The sequence below is a fragment of the Micromonospora inaquosa genome, assembly GCF_003857055.1.
Lineage (GTDB): Bacteria > Actinomycetota > Actinomycetes > Mycobacteriales > Micromonosporaceae > Micromonospora > Micromonospora inaquosa.
Map to the genome: position 1 here is coordinate 1 of NZ_QGSZ01000352.1, position 15,849 is coordinate 15,849.

A 15,849-nucleotide genomic window follows, 5' to 3' on the forward strand; every position below is an offset into this window, starting at 1 on the left:
TGAGCCGGCTGCAACCCGGTGAACGGGAAGATCCACTCGGGCCGGGCTGCGGAGATCACCTGCACCCAGACATCCTGGATGATCGTCCTCAACAGACAGATGTCGGGGTTACGAGACGTCCCTTAGTTAGGGCTGCGGTGAGGGAGGCGTGTGGGCCAAACAACTCGGCCAGCAGGGGCGGAATGTCCGCCACCTGCTGCAGCGGTTTTCCCGGCGGCTCCCCGGCTTGGAGCAGGCTTGCGCGTGCGTCGCCGAGGACCGCCTCAGCTGTCGTCAGCCGCTTTTGAAGCTCTGAGGCATCGTTGCCGGCCTCTAGCGCGGCGGTGACGCGCTGGCGCAGTCGCTCGGTGTGGTCGTTGAGGTGTCGCAGCATCCCGGCCCGGGCGGCGAAGCCAGTGGCGATGGCTGGCCGCAGAACTTCGAGCACGGTTTCTATGCCGTGGGCGCTGCGGGTGACGGCGTAGGACCGGGACGCGGAGTAGATGGCCAAGACATTATCGAGTACCACGGCAGCGTCGTAGAGGCTGTCACGGCTGAGCTGGTCACGGAGCCAGGCGAGGTCGGTGGCGAGTCTGCTCCAACCCTCAAGGACGGCGAGCTTGCGGTCGCCGCTCCAATGATTGAGCCCGTACGCGCCAGTGGCGAACTCGCGGGCTTGTCGTGCGGCTTGCTCGGCGTCTGCGACCGAAGCTTTCCAGGTTGCGGCGTCTTGTGGTGCCGGTGAACCAGTCAGCGATAGCAGCAAGTCTTGGAGCAGACGCAGGGTGGAGCGCAGCATCTTCGCGTCGCCGCGGTCGTCGAGCGCTGTGACGAGTTCCAGCGCCTCGAGTGCGGCGGTGAGCCGATCGAGCATCTGAGCGGTCTGTGTGCTGCGCAACGCTCGAGCGATTTCTACGTTTGCCTTCGCCCACAATGCGTCGGCCGCGATGTCGCGATGGTATTCGTCGTTGCGGGCAAGGACGTCGGCAGCCGGCGGTGTCTTGTACGTCGGCGCCTTCTCTCCTGTGAGAATGTCGATGACGTCGGCAACATCCTCGTCGGCCGTCCAGTGGTCGAAGGCAAGGCCGACCGTCCTAACGACAGCCTGTGCGTAACGACGCGGCTGAGGCTCGGCCACGTCCTCTAAGACCCCTAAGAGCTTGTTCTTTGAGGCATGCCCTTGCACGGCTAACCGTGCAAGGGCCTCCAACGCGACCGCGTGACGGATGACGGCGGCCGGAGGAGGGTCATCACCGTCGGTGCGTGGCGCGACGGCGAGTGTGAGGCACGTCGCCGCCACCTTGGGACCAACCATCCCGGCGAGGACGGTCTCGGCGCAAATGGTGTTGATGTTCTGTGTGAATTGCAATGGGTCGCTGCTTCCAAGCACCGCATCTGTCAGTGCCAATGCGGCAGGCTGGATTTGAGCGAGGTTCCCGCCCGTCGCGGCGGCGCGGCCAGCATCACGGGCTAGCAGCGAGACTGCCACGGTCAGCAGCGGTTGGTCGACGAGGGTCGGTGCCAGCACCTCTACCGCATCCCAGCCACCAATCCGGTCGACCAGGTCCTCTGGAGGCGGCCCGCCAGTGAGGCTTCGGAGGAACTCAGCGCCGGTGACAGCTGGATCGAGCGGATCGGGCACGGCTCCTCCTCTTGATTCAACCGGATCCAGTCGTTGCGCGGTGCCTGTCCACCAGCACGACTGTGTCCGACGTTAAGTGTCACCACACGAAGTTGCTACCTGTAGCGACCAAGAGGTTCGGCGGCCCGATGACTCCGCTCAGTATCCGACCGTGTCTAGTAGCGACGACGATCTGCAAGTCAATCTTCTCGGCAACAGTAGCCATGGCCTTGAGCATCGTTCGCAGGTCAGCCTCGGGGATCTCCTCCGCAGCCGGGGAGTCGACGAACAGCAGGCCGGGGTGCCGTCCGACTCCGTCGCTGTGCCCGATTTCGATCAGCGCGATGGCAGCAGCGAGCTTAATTCTCAGCTTCTCACCGTTGGTCAGCCCGCTGTAGCCCGTGACGGCGCCACCCTTCTCCACGTCCATGTTGCCGTTGCCTTTGAGGGTCACCGCGATGATGTTGGTGGACCCAAACTCGCGGGCGAGGCGGGCGATCGCCAGCGATACGGCTCCCAGAAGGGGATCCTGATCCTCCTTGACCCACTTCTTCGTCAGCTTCGAGGCGGTCTCAAGGACAAAATGATCTTCGCCGTCGATCGACGATGACGGCTGGGGACCCGCCACCTCCCGCAACGCTTCCAAGGCGCTTTCTGCCCGGGCCAGCTCGATTTCAGCCTGCAGTCGAGCGCGAGCGGAGCCTAGGCTACTGCGGCCTCGCTGCGCCGCGTTCTGCGCATCGAGCCGGGACTGGTCAGCCTCACGGAACTCGCCTTCGAGCTGGTGGATATCTGCTTTGGCCTCCGCGACAGCCGCCTGGAGCGCTTCTAAGGGGTCAACCGGCTCCTCAACCTCGTTCTCTGCGGCGACCGCAGAGGCCGCCTCGTCAGGGTCCGCAGGAAGTTTGAGTCCGTTCTTGCACATCGAGCACTCGTGGGCCGTCACCTCAGCCGCGTACCGCGCCGCAGTCACTTCCGCCGCACACCGGGGACATGCTGTTGGTGTCATCCCGTTGAACAATCGGCGCGCTACAGCGTCCTCCTCGGCCGCCTGCCGACTCATCTGCTCGGTACGCAACTGCTCCTGAGCCGCTAAGAGCGCGGAACGGGCAAGCATGAGCTGCATTGACAGTTCGTGAGCCTCCTGCGCTCGCGCAGAGGCATCCGAGGCGAACGCGAAGACTGAATCCACATCAGGCTCCGTCGGGTCGAACGCCTCCAGGGCCGCCTGCGCCTCGCGGACACGATTTTCTGCCTGCTCCAAAGCTGACGTGGTCACGGATGCCGCTGCTCGACGCTTTTCCACGAGGACTTCGCGCTTGAAGTCAGCCGCGTTCAACGCGGTCGCGACCTGCGCATCGATCGCAGCCCATCTCGTGCCGACAAACATCTGCAGGATCCGAGTCTTCAAGGTGCTTTCATTACCGACGATCGGGTCAAGTTTGTCAGCGTGAACGGTCAAAGCAGCAGCGTACGACGGCCAAGCATGCTCCGTCTCGGCCCCCTTGGAGAACACCGAGATGGCATCAAGGCGCAGCCGGTCGAGCATCACCGATCCCATCAACGACTCGAACTCAACGTGCCCGGAGAAGGACCCCAGGACTGCAAGGCCCGATATGGTCTTCTGCGTGACGGTGCCCGTCGGCATCCCGTCGCGCACGTCAAACTCGACGAACAGCGGCACCTCGTCCACGTGGAACTCCGCAGAGACATGGTCAACCCATGACTCGACGTCTGCCTGCAAATGGCTGCGCCCTGTCAACGCCCACATGGCGAAGTGCAGGACCGACGACTTTCCTCGCAGGTTTGCCTCACTACCCACACCGTTGACGCCGTCTCCGGGCTGCCAATCCAGGTTGATGGGTGCCGTCTTCATGTCCGCCGCCGGCGTTTCGTCCTTCGGTGTCTCCGAGTACAGCTTCTCCCCAGTGACCCGTACTCGCCGGACGCGAAGCCGAGCGGGGACGCCACGAGACGCCGTCGAGGAGACACCGGCGTCGAGCAAGATTCTCTCGATGCGGGACTGGTCGATCGGCTTTCCCCGGCGCGCAAGGTCCTGAGCGACGGCGTCCCCGAGTTTGGTCATTTCTGTCCTCCTGCTACGGGAGCCAACGACCCGCCGACCGCGGCTTTGAACGCTTCGAGCCGCCCGCGTACGGCAGAGTGGATGGGCGCGATGTTCACCCCGAGCTTCGTGCGCGCGTACTCCGCCTGCTGGTACTGCCGCTGCTTTAGGCTGCTCCCGTTGTCAGTGCCCGCGACGAGGGCGACCAGCTTCGCCTGCTCGGTGTACCAGGACAACACCCTTTCCTGCGCCAGATCTGCGGCCGCAGCCCGCCCCGCATCGGTCAGGAAGAACTGGCTGCGCGCTGTCCTCTGCACCCCACCCATCCGCCGAACCAGCGCTAGGCCGTAGGCGCTGAGCACGGAGAATGCGTCATCGATCGCTTCGTAGGCACCGTGGTGCCATCGCGGCATGGGATACCAGTGCAGGTCTGGCTCTGGACTGTTGAGCAGGTGCTCGACCACGCTCAGGTAGTTCACCGGCAGGTCGTGGTCCTCCACCTTCGTGAGCAACTCGCCAGCCAGGTAGTCCGGGTTTCGTAACCAGAAGTCCAAGGCTTGCAGCCGCAGCTCTGCTCGAATGACCGCGATAGCTTCCGGCGGGTCGCTAGCCTTAACCGGCTCGCCGCATTCGCTCAGGATGGCCAGAAGCCGGATTGCGTGCTGCATCACAGTTGCTTCCGGGCGAACCGCTGAGCCGCCCACCACCGGCTGTGTCATGGCTACATCCGAACCCACGCCTCGCGTCATGCCGCCGACGCCTGCCTCTCGCGCAAGCGCCGAAGCCCGCGATGCTGGCTGTGTAGCGGGACGAACGACAGCGGGGACGACTTCAAGTTCAGGAACCACGAGTTGTTGCCACCGCCGACGGCGTCGTCATGCTGGTCATCAAGGTCGGTGACGCCCGAGCGGCTCCCGCGCTCCTGAAAGCTCCATGGCGGTCCGACGAGGATCCTGCCCGGCAAAATTGCGGGCGGGTACTCGACGCCTACTAATCCAACGATGTTGGCATCCTCAACCCCCATGTTCAGAGCATACGATGACCTTGCGTTGCCGCGTCTCCACCGAGTGTTCATCATCGTAGAGTTGGTCGGTCAACAAGATGCCTGAGCTGCTCCGACGTCAGCGCCATAGTGCGCTGCGACTGCGGGGAAGTACGGTACGTGCCGCAGACGCCGCATCGACGTGACGACGCTGAATCTCGAACCGGAGGGGCGGTGCGTCTAACCTCCGCCCTGGTGCGGATCGGGCGGACTGAAGATGGCTTTCTGGGCCGCATAGGCGAGGGTGACTTGGGCGGTGGCGGGTGCTCCGAGCCTGTTCCAGTAAAAGATCACGTGCGATGCGGTACCGGTCGTGGGCCACGCGTGAGCCAGCCCCTCTCCCGTTGGCGGTGCAAGGCTGCCCCGGCGTTCTCGAATGCGGCATGCCAGTCACCGGTGGTGCGAGGTGCGCCGACCATCAGGCGCCGAACGTCTCTGGTGAAGCTCTCCGGAGTGCGGGCATCAACTGCAGGAGCCTGGCCGAGGTGTGCTGCGCGGTGCTGGACGAACTGTGCCTAGACGTCGCCCTTACCCGTAATGGTTTAGCGCTGCTGCACGCATCGTCGAGGTGTAGACCGACCTTGAGCCCTATCGGTGCGAGCCCGAGATCCGCAAGTTCGACCAGTACGTGCGTCACCGACTACCGCTAGCCGCTGTGTAACCCCCGTCGATCGTTGGCGGCATCCGCCATTACCGAGCGGTAGTGAGCCAGCTCTGCCTCCAGCGCCGCGCCCGCTTGACGGGACGACGCAACAAAGTGGCCGACATGGGGAAGGAGCAACAACTCGGGCACCATGCCGAGAGACGTCAACTCGTTGGCGAGTTCGCGTACATCCTCGACCACGGCCACCTCGTCGGCGGTGCCGTGAATGAGCAGCACCGGCCGTTGGACATCGGCGGCACAGACCGGGCCGGCACCACCTCGCAGCCGCATCGCGTGCGCCCGTTGGAACCGGGGCACCGTCTCCGCCCACCGGTCAGGATCAACGATCGCCGACACAGCGGTGACAGCAGCGAACGGGCCGTCCTGTGCCACCGCGTGCAACGCGGTGTATCCGCCGGCGCTGGCACCACGGATGAACACCTGCCCCGGCACCGCCCACCCCGTCGAGAGCAGGTGCACCGCCACCGCCGCGCAGTCATCGACATCGTCCAGGCCCCACCGGCCGTACAGCGATTCCCGAAACACCCGGCCGTACCCCGTGCTACCCAGGTAGTCGACATCAACGACGGCGAACCCACGACTGGTAAAGAACTGCGCCTGCCAGTCCAGGCGCAGCAGGCAGGAGGCGGTAGGACCAGGATGAGCGCGTACGATCACCGGTGCCCGCCAGTCCGCCGCCGCGCTCGTCGGCGGATACACCAGGGCAACCACCTCCCGACCATTGGCCACTGGAACGCGCAGCTCCGTCGGCACCGATACTCGCGCCCCGTCGAGTCCGGCGTGCTCCGACGTGGCAAGCACCTCCACCTGAGGATCGGCGTCAGCCAGGTCGATCAGCGCCACCTGCGGGGCCGCAGTCGGTGATGATCCGATCAACGCCACCGTCGTCCCTTGCACGGCCAGGTACGGCTTGAGCGACGTGTACGGGAGGTCGACCGGGCGGACAGCGCCGCCGGGCTCAATGATGACGAGTCGGTGTCGCGGCCCCTCCTGAACCGCCACGACGATCCGACCGTCGTCGAGGAAGCCGTAAGACGCGTAACCCAGTTCCCATGGCTCCGCGGCGCACTCACCCGCGATCGGCGCCACCGCCTCCACCTTGAGCCCGTTCCACCGGTAGAGGTTCCACCAGCCATTGCGGTCCGACACAAAGTACAACGCCCCGTCGGGTCCCCACCGCGGCTCCACCGCAGACTCACCCGGACCACCGGCCAATCTCACTGCGCTCTCGACCGAACCACGCGGCGGGTAGGAGGCCACCCACACCTCACACGCGTCCCAGGGCATATCGCGCTCGCTCCACGCGGTCCAGGCCAACCAATCCGGACTCGGCCGAGGGGCACCGAGAAACCCCCGCGACAGGGCAAGAGTCCGTACCTGCGGAGCCCCGGTGAGCGACACCGCGACGAGTTCGTCACCCTGCTCCGACTCGCGCACAGCCAGCAACTCACCGTCGCCGATCGTCAGGTCACCGAAGGATCCATGGCTGACCAATTCGAGTTCATCGCCGTGACGGCGGCTCCGGTAGAGGCCATCTCGGCCGACGCACCACAACGTCCCCTCGGCGACAGCGAACGACCCGCCTCCGTACGCGTGAACGCCGCTGGCGACATCGAAGCCCTTCGGACTGACATCACGCTTGCCCTCGCCGGACCGCCACCGTGTAACCGTCGTACCCCCGCCGACGTCGGGACGAGCCTCCAACCAGTACAGGCCGTCACCACCGGTACGAGGTTGGTCATAGCTCACAGAGGCGCGGACGGCGTCGTTGACCGACACTTCAGCGATCCTGTCGCCCAGGCTCACAGGTCCTCCTCGAACAACTTCCACGCGGGTCGGTGTCAGGTCAAGGCCGAGCTTCTCCCGGCACTCCCGGATTCTGGCCTGGTACGGAGACTCGTCAGCCTCGATCCAGCCGCCGGGGATCTCCCATTGCGCCTTGTAGGCCGGTTCGACCAGCTAAACCCGCTCGTCGCCATCGGTGATCAGCAGTCCAGCTGTCATCAGCTTGCGAGGCAGGCTGGCGGTAGCGTCCGACGCTCGGAGGGCATGCAGGGACCGGACACCGACCGGTCGACGCGCCCGCAGTGACGTGCGCCGACATTGTCGGCAAATGCCGATATAAGACTCCGACAAAACTTCGACATTGTGGTCCTGCCACGGGCTGCCGCCGCTACCGACAATGGGAACCTGACGATGCTGCCCGATCTCGCAGCGGCCGTCGACGGCGCCGGTGCTCGCTCAGATGCTCGGCGCTGCACGGCCGACCCGGAACGATTTCACAGGCAGCAGCTATCGTCTGCACACATCGTGACCGCACGTCTGCAGTAGACCGGGGGGTTAACAGCGATGGCTGACAGCGACGAGACGAAGGCGGCCCGCCGCGAGCTCGGCCGCCGACTCGCGCAGTTGCGCAGGGCTGGCGGTCACACCCAGCACGACTTGGCGCGGCTCGTGCAGTACGGCCGCAGCTCCGTGGCGAACACGGAGACCGGTCACCAGCACCCGGACCGTGCCTTCTGGGCGCGCTGCGACACCGTGCTGCAGGCCGGTGGCATGCTCGTCAGGGAGTACGACCGCATCACCGAGCTGAACCGTCAACGACAACGCTCATCGGCGATCCAGGAGGCCAAGAGCGCGTCGGGGCTGGCGACGCCGACCGATGCTGGCCGCGACGATTTTGGAGCGAATGGCGGTGCTGTTCTGTGGGAACGCGAGGACCGCATCGATGCCCGCCGGCTGGCATTGAAGTCTTCCGTCGATGACAACATTCGTCTCGCGTATCTGGAGAACGAGGTCCGCCAGGCAATCGCCGACAACGAGCGTCTCACCCCGGTAATCCTCATAGCGCGTATGCGACCGCTGCGCTCCTACGTCGACCAGCTCATGGAAGGCCGGCAGCACCCACCGCAGCGCGCCCGGCTCTACGCCGTCGCCGCTCACCTATCCGGACTTCTCGGCGCACTCGCCCTTGACCTCGGCGTCTTCGGTGCGGCTCACGCCTATGCCGCCGAAGCGTTCGACCTCGCCGAGGCTGCCGAGCAGTCCGAGGCGCAAGCCTGGGCACGGGCCACGCAAAGCCTGATCGCCTTCTACGCCGGTGACTACCATGACGCCCTGGCCTACGCCCAGGACGGCCTGCGGCGTGGCGGCACCAGCGGGCACCGCATCCGCCTCACGATAAACGGTCAGGCGCGAGCCCTCGCCCGACTCGGAGACCGGTACGGCGTCGACCGCGCCGTCGACCACGCGTTCACCATGCTGTCCGACTACCCGGCCGGCTCGTCGGTCAGCGCTAGCCTCGCCCTCGGCCCGTATTGCCCGGCCAGGACCGCGGCCAACGCGGCGACCGCCTACCTGGCGCTCGGCCGCACCGCGGGCGTCACCAACCATCTCACCACCGCAATCACCGCGTTCGACACCGCAGGGTTGGCTGGCCCGCGTGCACTCTGCCGCCTCGACCTGGCCGCCGCGCACCTGCACGCCAACAGCCCCGACCCCGAGGAAGCAGGCGCACTGGCGGTGGAGGCGCTCACCCTCACCGCGGACCAGCGTTTCGAATCGGTCAGCCAACGCGCCCGTCAGTTCCTCGCGGTTGCCCACCCCTTCGCTTGCCACCCGCAGCTACGGCACGTCGCCGACCTGCTCGCCGACCGCACACAGGTCGCTGACACCGGGCAGGCCGCTCTAACATCGCTGTCATGAGCAGCCGGGAACTGGCCAGCCAGCATCAGCGCTGGACCGCCTACCAGGACCTGCCCAAACTCACCAACCACTGGTACTGGCGCCCGGGCTGGCGGGCCGACCGCCAGTTCTACACCTGGCACCTCACCTTCGAACATCAACCTGAACTCCATCACCTCGTCGCCGACCTGCAACGTCAACTCGCTCTGCCCGGACTGGACCTGGTGCCGCTCGACGGGCTTCACCTGACCATGCAAGGTCTCGGCTTCACTGACGAGGTCACCAACACCGACGTCGCAGCGGTAGTTGCCGAGACTCGCCGACGCTGCGCCGGCCTGCCGCCGCTGGAGTTGTCGCTCGGGCCGGTCGACCCCGACGCCGAAGGAATCGGCTTGCTCGTCCGTCCCTGGGACCGCCTCGAACATCTCCGCGCCACCATCCGAGGTGCCATCGGCGCGGTATGGCAGACCGTGCCGGAGGCCTCAGATGGATTTCGGCCACATGTGACGATCGCCTACAGCGGCGGTCAGGCACCGACCGGACCAATCCGCACCCGCCTTAACGACCTCCGCCACCAGCAACCCGCCCGGGTGACCATCCGACAAGCATCGTTGATTGCGCTACGTCGAGAACACCGCAGCTACCGGTGGACAACAGTGGCGACTACGCCCCTTGACGCGTGAGGCGTTCGACGCGGGCGGCGAGAAGCCGTGGCAGCACGGGGCGATGAAGTCGACCCGGGGACAGGTCGGACCCGGCGGCATTCGAGGAGACGAACCAATGGGCGCATGCAGGTTGCACCGTTCGGTGACCCGCACCAACGCCTTGCGCCCGTCGCCTCCGACGGAGGTGCGGAAGTAGCAGGACGAGCCGTCGGTGTCGACGACAAGGCGCTTCACGAGGACCTTCCTGCAGTAGGTGATGGGCGGCTGGCGCTGATAGGCGAAGGTGTCCCGAGCAGGTCCAGTGCGCCCTGGAGTTGCCGGAGGACGACTTGGGTATGGCGCCGATCGGCGGAGGCAGGGTGGTGGCCAGCGGCGGCGGTAGTCAGCAGCCACCAGGCTGCCCACACCCGATGCCAGCCCAGCGCCCATCGGGCAGCGGGAAGCCCGCCCCGGTCGGCTTCGGCATCGGGGTGGCCGCCTGCTGCGACGTAGGCGTGGATGAGTTTGCCGAGGAGTCGGGGTTCGGTTGGTCTGCGGGTGCCGAACCAGGTGGCCAGGTCGAGTAGGCCCGGTCCGGTGAACGCCTTGGCCCAGTCAACGAGGCGGCAGCCAGTGCGGCTGACGTGCAGCGACGTGCGGTGGAATTCGCCGTGGCACAGCCCGAACGGTGGTCGCTCGGCACCGTCGGCTCTGTGTCGTGCGGTGGCAGCGAGTCGCTGCAGCACCGCTTCAATCCCTTCCGCATCGTGGGTGAAGCGCCCTTGCCGACGGAGCTCGTCTAACGCGTCCAGACCTTGCCCCGGTAGCTGCGCCAAGCTCCCTTCGTCGAAGGTCGGGAGGTTGCGGATACCGGCAGTGGCGTGAGCCCATTGGGCCGTGGCGGCAGCCTCCGCGAGCGTCACGGTCCGGCTCGGCTCGCCAAGGTCCTCCATCAGCATGCCCAGACCATTAGGGCGCATTGTGTAGCCGTTCAGCAGCGGGACTGGGGCTTGCTGGTTGTTGAGCGCGCAAAGGACGGTCGCTTCGCCGGTGAACGGTGCGGCGGTTATCTTGCAGATCAGGCTGCTGCCATCGGGGAAGAACCAGCGCTCGACCGAGGACAGCTCCCATGTCTGGATGATGTGTCGCCGCGTCGGTACCCGCCGCGATGCGGCGAGCAGGTCACCTCGTAGCTGCGTGCAGAGCTGATCATCGAGCATGGCGCTGCTCACCGCGCACCCACGCCCTGCGCACAAGCAGTGGCGCGCTCGAGCGGCGTGAGGGCGGTGTGGAGGTGCGCCGACATGCTGGCTGGCAGCCGAGGATGTGCGGCGCGTTGGTAGGCCCGGAAGTACGGCAGTAGTCCGCGTAGCGCCGCGCGCCGGTCAAAGAAGTCCGATGCATTGCCGGTGCTCTGGGCCCGGCGTAGCAGCGAGGTCAGCGCGACGATTTTGTCGGCGGTCGAGGCGAGAAGGACGGGCTGGTCGTCGACGCGGATGGGCGGGTCGGGTTCATCAAGGGCGCGGTGTTCGGCCTGAAGGGCAGCGATGATCCGGGCGACCTCGCTCCCGTAGTTGGCGGTGAGGATCTGGTAGATGTCTGTGTCTGTCGGGGCGAATTCCGGTGCGTCGTGCAGGAGCGCGGCGACGATGACGTCCTGTCCTGGGGCGGGGACGTGTTGCCCGATGGTCACTGCGACGCGCAGCGCGTGGACCAGGGCTGGTCGGTCGTCGATGGTGTGCCCCGCGCACCACGTTCGAGTGTCGCGGAGGGCGCGTTCGATCGCGGCGGGGCGGGGAGGCGATAAGACCGTCATACCCTGGTACCTCCTGATTGCCGTACGATCGGCGGCATGCCGGGGCCCCTTCCGCAATGGTGTGAACAGACCTGCGTGGTGTGTCCGGCTCAGCAGCTCGGGCCGGGCCAGTTCGATGTCGTCGACCGGCCGGGACCCGAATTCGCGTACCGACCTGACCTTGGGTGGCGGGCAACCGCGGACGGAGTCGCCGTTTGCGTTCATCCGTTCCGGGTGGGCCTTCCCGCCGGCCGGTACGCCTCGGACGGGGAACTGGTCCCCGATCAGGCGCCCCGACCGGCGCCTACGGCGGCGGCGCTGGAGTTGCCCGCCGACGTGGTCGATCTGGATGGTTGGCTCGTAGCCGTCTTGCGGCAGGCACCCGCCGAAGGGATCTTCGCCACTGTTGCCCGCGCCGAGCGGCTGGCCGCCGAACGGTTCGGAGCGAAAGAAGCGGTGACGGCCCTGCGGCGGGTGCTGTCGGTGGAGTTGGCTAACCGCTGACCCCGGCGGCGAGCCGCTCGTTCCGGTCGAAGTCGAAGTCGTGGCTGCGTCCATCCCGGCCGAGGCCGGCCGCCTGGTAGCGCTCGTTGAGCAGCCCGAGACGTCGATTCACCTCGGCCGAGTCCAGCCAGTACCGCAGTGGTTGCTCTCCCCACCCGGCGGCGGCGTAGTAGGCGTCGGTGATGCCGCCGCGGGTGTAGGTGAACTGCTCCAACTCGGTGGCATGGGGGAAGGTGACGCCCAAGTCGCTCTGCAGGCGCGTCATCAGCGTGAACTGGGCCAGCACGGCGTGGATCATCTCGTCCACCGGCGCCGGCACCAGAAGTTCAGCGGCACGCTCGTCGCCGCCGGAAAGATCGAACACGGCAGCTTTGAGCGCCAGCACGCGCAGCGCTTCGTCCAGCAGCGGCGCGGCATCGCGCTCCAGCGACCAACGGCTGATTGCCGGGTAGCCGGTGAATGTGGCCCAGCACGTGGAGTACTTCATCGACGAGCTCTTCAGCCGGCCGTAGACCGGGTGCGCCTGCATCTTGTCGAGGATCTCGGCGGCCCGACGGCCGACCTCTCCGACCTCCGGCATGGATGAAATGGTCATGGTGCATGCCCTCCCATGGGGTCGTGGACACGGCAGACCGTCACGCCGCATCGCGGCTGCGGTCCCTCATCGCCAGCGACGTCGACGCGGGCGCTGACTCAAACATCAGAAGTCGTCGGTGGCCGTGTCGATAAGGGCTGCCGTTCATCTCCGACAATTCGCTGACATGTATCTACGGCGGATGTTGGCGATGCCGGGATTGTCAGTGGATTGTCAGAACCCCCTGGCAGGACTGGCCGACATTGATCAATTTCGTCTTAGGTCGCTCTATGCCGGCGTCATCGCCGCCGCTGCGCTGTAGTCACCAGCCAGCGATGCCAACTCACCGAGGGAAGGTGGCGGTGCCTGTTGCCAGGAGGCTCATGCTCCTGCTGATCCCACCGCTGGTGGCGCATTCGGTCATCGCGCCGCAACTGCTGGCGTCGATCGGCCGGCAACTCTCCCGCCGACGGGCCTGTCCACGAGCAGGTGCATCGATGGCCTGCTTCACTCGGTCGGCGTATTTGGCAGACGCAATATTCCAATCACTGATTATTGAAACCCGCGGAGGAATTTGTGTACGAGCAGGATTTGGCCCGCTATGGATACCGCCAGGAGTTGTCTCGTCAGTTGCGGTTCCGGGATCTGGTCGCGTACGGGTTGGTCTACATGGTGCCGATCGCGCCGATGGCGATCTTCGGCAACGTGTACGCCGGCTCCGGCGGGATGGTCGCCCTGGCGTACGCGGTCGGTGTGGTGGCGTTGGTGTTCACGGCGTTCTCGTACGCACAGATGGTGAAGGCGTTCCCGATGTCGGGCAGCGTCTACAACTACGCCGGCCGCGGCATCAGCCCGCCGGTCGGGTTCCTCGCCGGCTGGGTGATCCTCCTCGACTACGTCCTCGTCCCGGGGCTGCTGTACCTGGTGGCATCGGTGGCGATGCACGCCACGGTCCCGGCGGTGCCGGTGTGGCTGTGGCTCCTCGGCTTCGTCGCAGTGAACACGATCGTCAACTCGGTCGGGATCCGCCTGACGGCGGCCGTCACCCGGGTGATGCTCGTCGGCGAACTGATCGTCCTGGCGGTCTTCCTGGCCGTCGCCGGCTGGGCCCTCGCCTCGGGTAGGGGCCGGTTCAGCTGGGACGCCTTCTACAACGCCGACACCTTCACCTGGTCGCTGGTGGCGGGGGCGGTGTCGATCGCCGTGCTGTCCTTCCTCGGCTTCGACGGGATCTCCATGCTGGCGGAGGAGACCAGGGACGGTTCCCGTCAGATCGGCCGCGCCATGGCCGCCGTCCTGATCCTGGCGGGGGTGCTGTTCATCGCGCAGACGTGGCTGGCGGCGATGCTCGTCCCCGACCCCGGCGTGCTTCTTGCGGAGGGTGATCCGAACGGCACTGCCTTCTATGACGCCGCCGCCGTGGCCGGCGGGGGCTGGCTGGCGACGGTGTGCGCGGTGGCCACGGCGATTGCGTGGGGGTTGCCGAACTCGATGGTCGCGCAGGTCGCGACGTCTCGGCTGCTGTACGCGATGGCCCGGGACCGGCAGCTGCCGGCGTTCCTGGCGAAGGTGTCGATCCGTCGAAACGTGCCGATCAAGGCGACGCTGCTCACCGGCGCGGTGTCCCTGGCGCTGGGCCTGTACATGGCCACCCGGGCGGATGGAATCACCCTGCTGTCGTCGCTGATCAATTTCGGGGCGATGGTCGCGTTCCTGGTCCTGCACGTCTCGGTCGTGGTGCATCACCTCATCCGGGAGCGCAGCGGGAACTGGTGGGCGCACCTGGTCATGCCCGCGGTCGGCTTCGCCATCTTGGTGTGGGTGGTCGTCAACGCCAACATCGCCGCCCAGCGCCTCGGCCTGGCGTGGCTCGCCCTCGGCATCATCGTCCTGGCCGGCTTGTACCTGTCGGGCCGCCGGCCGGCACTGTCGGGGTTGGCGCCCGCGCAGCCGCAGGCGCGTCACGTGGAGCGGGTGTGACCGGCATGGAGACGTTTACCTACCGGCCCGCCCGAGATGAGCTGGCGTACACCTTCGGCGGTCGGATGCCGGTGGCGCACGTGCGCGGCGGGGACGTGTTCACCGTCGTGACGGAGGACTGCTTCGGTGGTCTCGTGAGGGGGCCGGCGGACCTGCCGTCGCAGGTGTGTCGCCTGCCGTACCTCAATCCGGTGTCCGGGCCGTTCTTCGTCGAGGACGCCGAGCCCGGCGACACCCTCGCCGTCCACCTCGCCGCCATCACCCCGACCCGGGACTGGGGCGTGTCCTCGACGTTCCCGCACTTCGGGGCACTGACCTCCACCACCCACACCGCCACCCTGCAGCCTCCGCTGGAGGAGCGGGTGTGGGTGTACGGCATCGACCGGCAGGCCGGGACCGTACGGTTTCAGGCCACGCGCAGCGACCACAGCGTGGACCTGCCGCTGGACGCGATGATCGGCACGATTGGTGTCGCCCCCGGCGGGTTCGAGGCCCGATCCACACTCGTGCCCGACACCCACGGCGGGAACCTCGACACCCCGCACCTGCGCGCCGGCACCACCCTCTACCTCGGGGTGAATGTCCACGGGGCGATGCTGGCCCTCGGCGACGGGCACGCCCGCCAGGGCGAGGGCGAGGCCTGCGGCGTCGGCGTGGAGATTGCCACGACCACCACCCTCGCCATCGACGTCATCAAAGGCGTCAGCACGCGGTGGCCGCGGTTGGAGACCGACCGGGACATCCTGACGATCGGGTGCGCCCGTCCATTGGAGGACGCTTACCGCATCGCCCAGCACGACCTCGTCGGCTGGGCCAGCGCCCTGACCGGCTTGGAAATCCTGGACGCGTATCAGCTCGTGTCGCAGGCGGGGCGGGCGCCGATCGGCAATGTGTGCGACCCCAACTACACCGTCGTCGCCGCCGTCGACAAAACCCTGCTCCCCGCCCCCGGACCCGCCTATGGCGGGGCGCACGAGCGGCTGCGGCGGCTCACCGCTGGGCTGCGGTAGGAGCCCTCGAATGACTGCGTCGATCCCGCGCCTGCCGCTGCGCGATGACCTGTTCCTCCTCGGCCACGACGACGACACCGGACACCTCCACGTGCACCGGCAAACCCTCGCACTCGGGCTCGCGGGCGCGGTCCTGATCGACTTGTACCTGGCCGGGCGGGTGACCCTCGACCCGAACGACGACACCCGCCCGGCCAGCCACCAACGGATACACCCGCACGTCGACCGGCCAGTCGGGGACCTGATCGCCGACGCCGCGACCGCCACCATCCGCCACACCCACCCAC

At 66.8% G+C, this 15,849-nt stretch carries 13 protein-coding genes and 2 pseudogenes; 6 read left to right on the forward strand and 9 right to left on the reverse strand.

What is annotated here, in order from left to right; genetic code table 11:
* Positions 1-88: 88 nt before the first annotated feature.
* The 6 genes and pseudogenes from DLJ59_RS32150 to DLJ59_RS38155 all read right to left on the reverse strand — a co-directional run.
* The gene (locus tag DLJ59_RS32150) at positions 89-1,621 is read right to left on the reverse strand and encodes a hypothetical protein (RefSeq protein WP_124777718.1); all 1,533 of its coding nucleotides are present in this window, start codon (positions 1,619-1,621) and stop codon (positions 89-91) included.
* Positions 1,622-1,700: 79 nt separating this feature from the next.
* Complete coding sequence (locus DLJ59_RS32155) at positions 1,701-3,686, reverse strand: hypothetical protein (protein ID WP_124777720.1); 1,986 nt, start codon at positions 3,684-3,686, stop codon at positions 1,701-1,703.
* Positions 3,683-4,384 (reverse strand): hypothetical protein, encoded by a 702-nt coding sequence (locus DLJ59_RS32160; protein WP_124777722.1) that lies wholly within the window; start codon positions 4,382-4,384, stop codon positions 3,683-3,685. Before DLJ59_RS32160 ends, DLJ59_RS32155 begins: the two co-directional genes overlap by 4 nt.
* Positions 4,385-4,410: 26 nt before the next feature.
* Complete coding sequence (locus DLJ59_RS32165) at positions 4,411-4,689, reverse strand: hypothetical protein (protein WP_124777724.1); 279 nt, start codon at positions 4,687-4,689, stop codon at positions 4,411-4,413.
* 651 nt (positions 4,690-5,340) lie between these two features.
* Positions 5,341-6,529: pseudogene (locus DLJ59_RS37720) on the reverse strand (alpha/beta hydrolase family protein).
* A 714-nt stretch (positions 6,530-7,243) separates the two neighbouring features.
* Positions 7,244-7,330, reverse strand: a pseudogene (locus DLJ59_RS38155) (NUDIX hydrolase); the annotation flags it as partial.
* A gap of 390 nt (positions 7,331-7,720) precedes the next feature.
* On the opposite strand from DLJ59_RS38155, the gene DLJ59_RS32175 reads away from it, so the two are divergent.
* Positions 7,721-9,076: a helix-turn-helix domain-containing protein gene (locus tag DLJ59_RS32175; protein ID WP_124777728.1), complete on the forward strand. Its 1,356-nt coding sequence runs from the start codon at positions 7,721-7,723 to the stop codon at positions 9,074-9,076.
* Positions 9,073-9,738 carry a 2'-5' RNA ligase family protein gene (locus DLJ59_RS32180; protein ID WP_124777730.1) on the forward strand — a complete coding sequence of 222 codons (666 nt, stop codon included), beginning with the start codon at positions 9,073-9,075 and terminating at the stop codon, positions 9,736-9,738. The genes DLJ59_RS32175 and DLJ59_RS32180 overlap by 4 nt, the downstream gene beginning before the upstream one ends.
* Before the next feature lie 212 nt (positions 9,739-9,950).
* Here DLJ59_RS32180 and DLJ59_RS32185 read toward each other — a convergent pair whose 3' ends face one another.
* Complete coding sequence (locus DLJ59_RS32185; RefSeq protein ID WP_124777732.1) at positions 9,951-10,931, reverse strand: aminoglycoside phosphotransferase/kinase family protein; 981 nt, start codon at positions 10,929-10,931, stop codon at positions 9,951-9,953.
* Positions 10,928-11,515, reverse strand: coding sequence for an HD domain-containing protein (locus tag DLJ59_RS32190; protein WP_124777734.1), 588 nt, complete (start codon positions 11,513-11,515; stop codon positions 10,928-10,930). The genes DLJ59_RS32185 and DLJ59_RS32190 overlap by 4 nt, the downstream gene beginning before the upstream one ends.
* 213 nt (positions 11,516-11,728) lie before the next feature.
* On the opposite strand from DLJ59_RS32190, the gene DLJ59_RS37730 reads away from it, so the two are divergent.
* A complete protein-coding gene (locus DLJ59_RS37730; RefSeq protein ID WP_244236337.1) occupies positions 11,729-11,998 on the forward strand; it encodes a hypothetical protein in 270 nt (89 codons plus the stop codon).
* Here DLJ59_RS37730 and DLJ59_RS32200 read toward each other — a convergent pair.
* Entirely contained in the window at positions 11,988-12,578 is a 591-nt protein-coding gene (locus DLJ59_RS32200; protein ID WP_244236338.1) for a hypothetical protein, read from the reverse strand. The genes DLJ59_RS37730 and DLJ59_RS32200 overlap by 11 nt on opposite strands.
* 570 nt (positions 12,579-13,148) lie before the next feature.
* On the opposite strand from DLJ59_RS32200, the gene DLJ59_RS32205 reads away from it, so the two are divergent.
* The 3 genes from DLJ59_RS32205 to DLJ59_RS32215 form a co-directional block, all read left to right on the forward strand.
* Positions 13,149-14,552: an APC family permease gene (locus tag DLJ59_RS32205; RefSeq protein WP_124777740.1), complete on the forward strand. Its 1,404-nt coding sequence runs from the start codon at positions 13,149-13,151 to the stop codon at positions 14,550-14,552.
* Positions 14,549-15,562: an acetamidase/formamidase family protein gene (locus DLJ59_RS32210; RefSeq protein ID WP_124777742.1), complete on the forward strand. Its 1,014-nt coding sequence runs from the start codon at positions 14,549-14,551 to the stop codon at positions 15,560-15,562. Before DLJ59_RS32205 ends, DLJ59_RS32210 begins: the two co-directional genes overlap by 4 nt.
* A gap of 10 nt (positions 15,563-15,572) precedes the next feature.
* Positions 15,573-15,849, forward strand: a 277-nt coding sequence (locus DLJ59_RS32215; RefSeq protein WP_148096989.1) for a GOLPH3/VPS74 family protein, incomplete at its 3' end; no start/stop codon positions are given.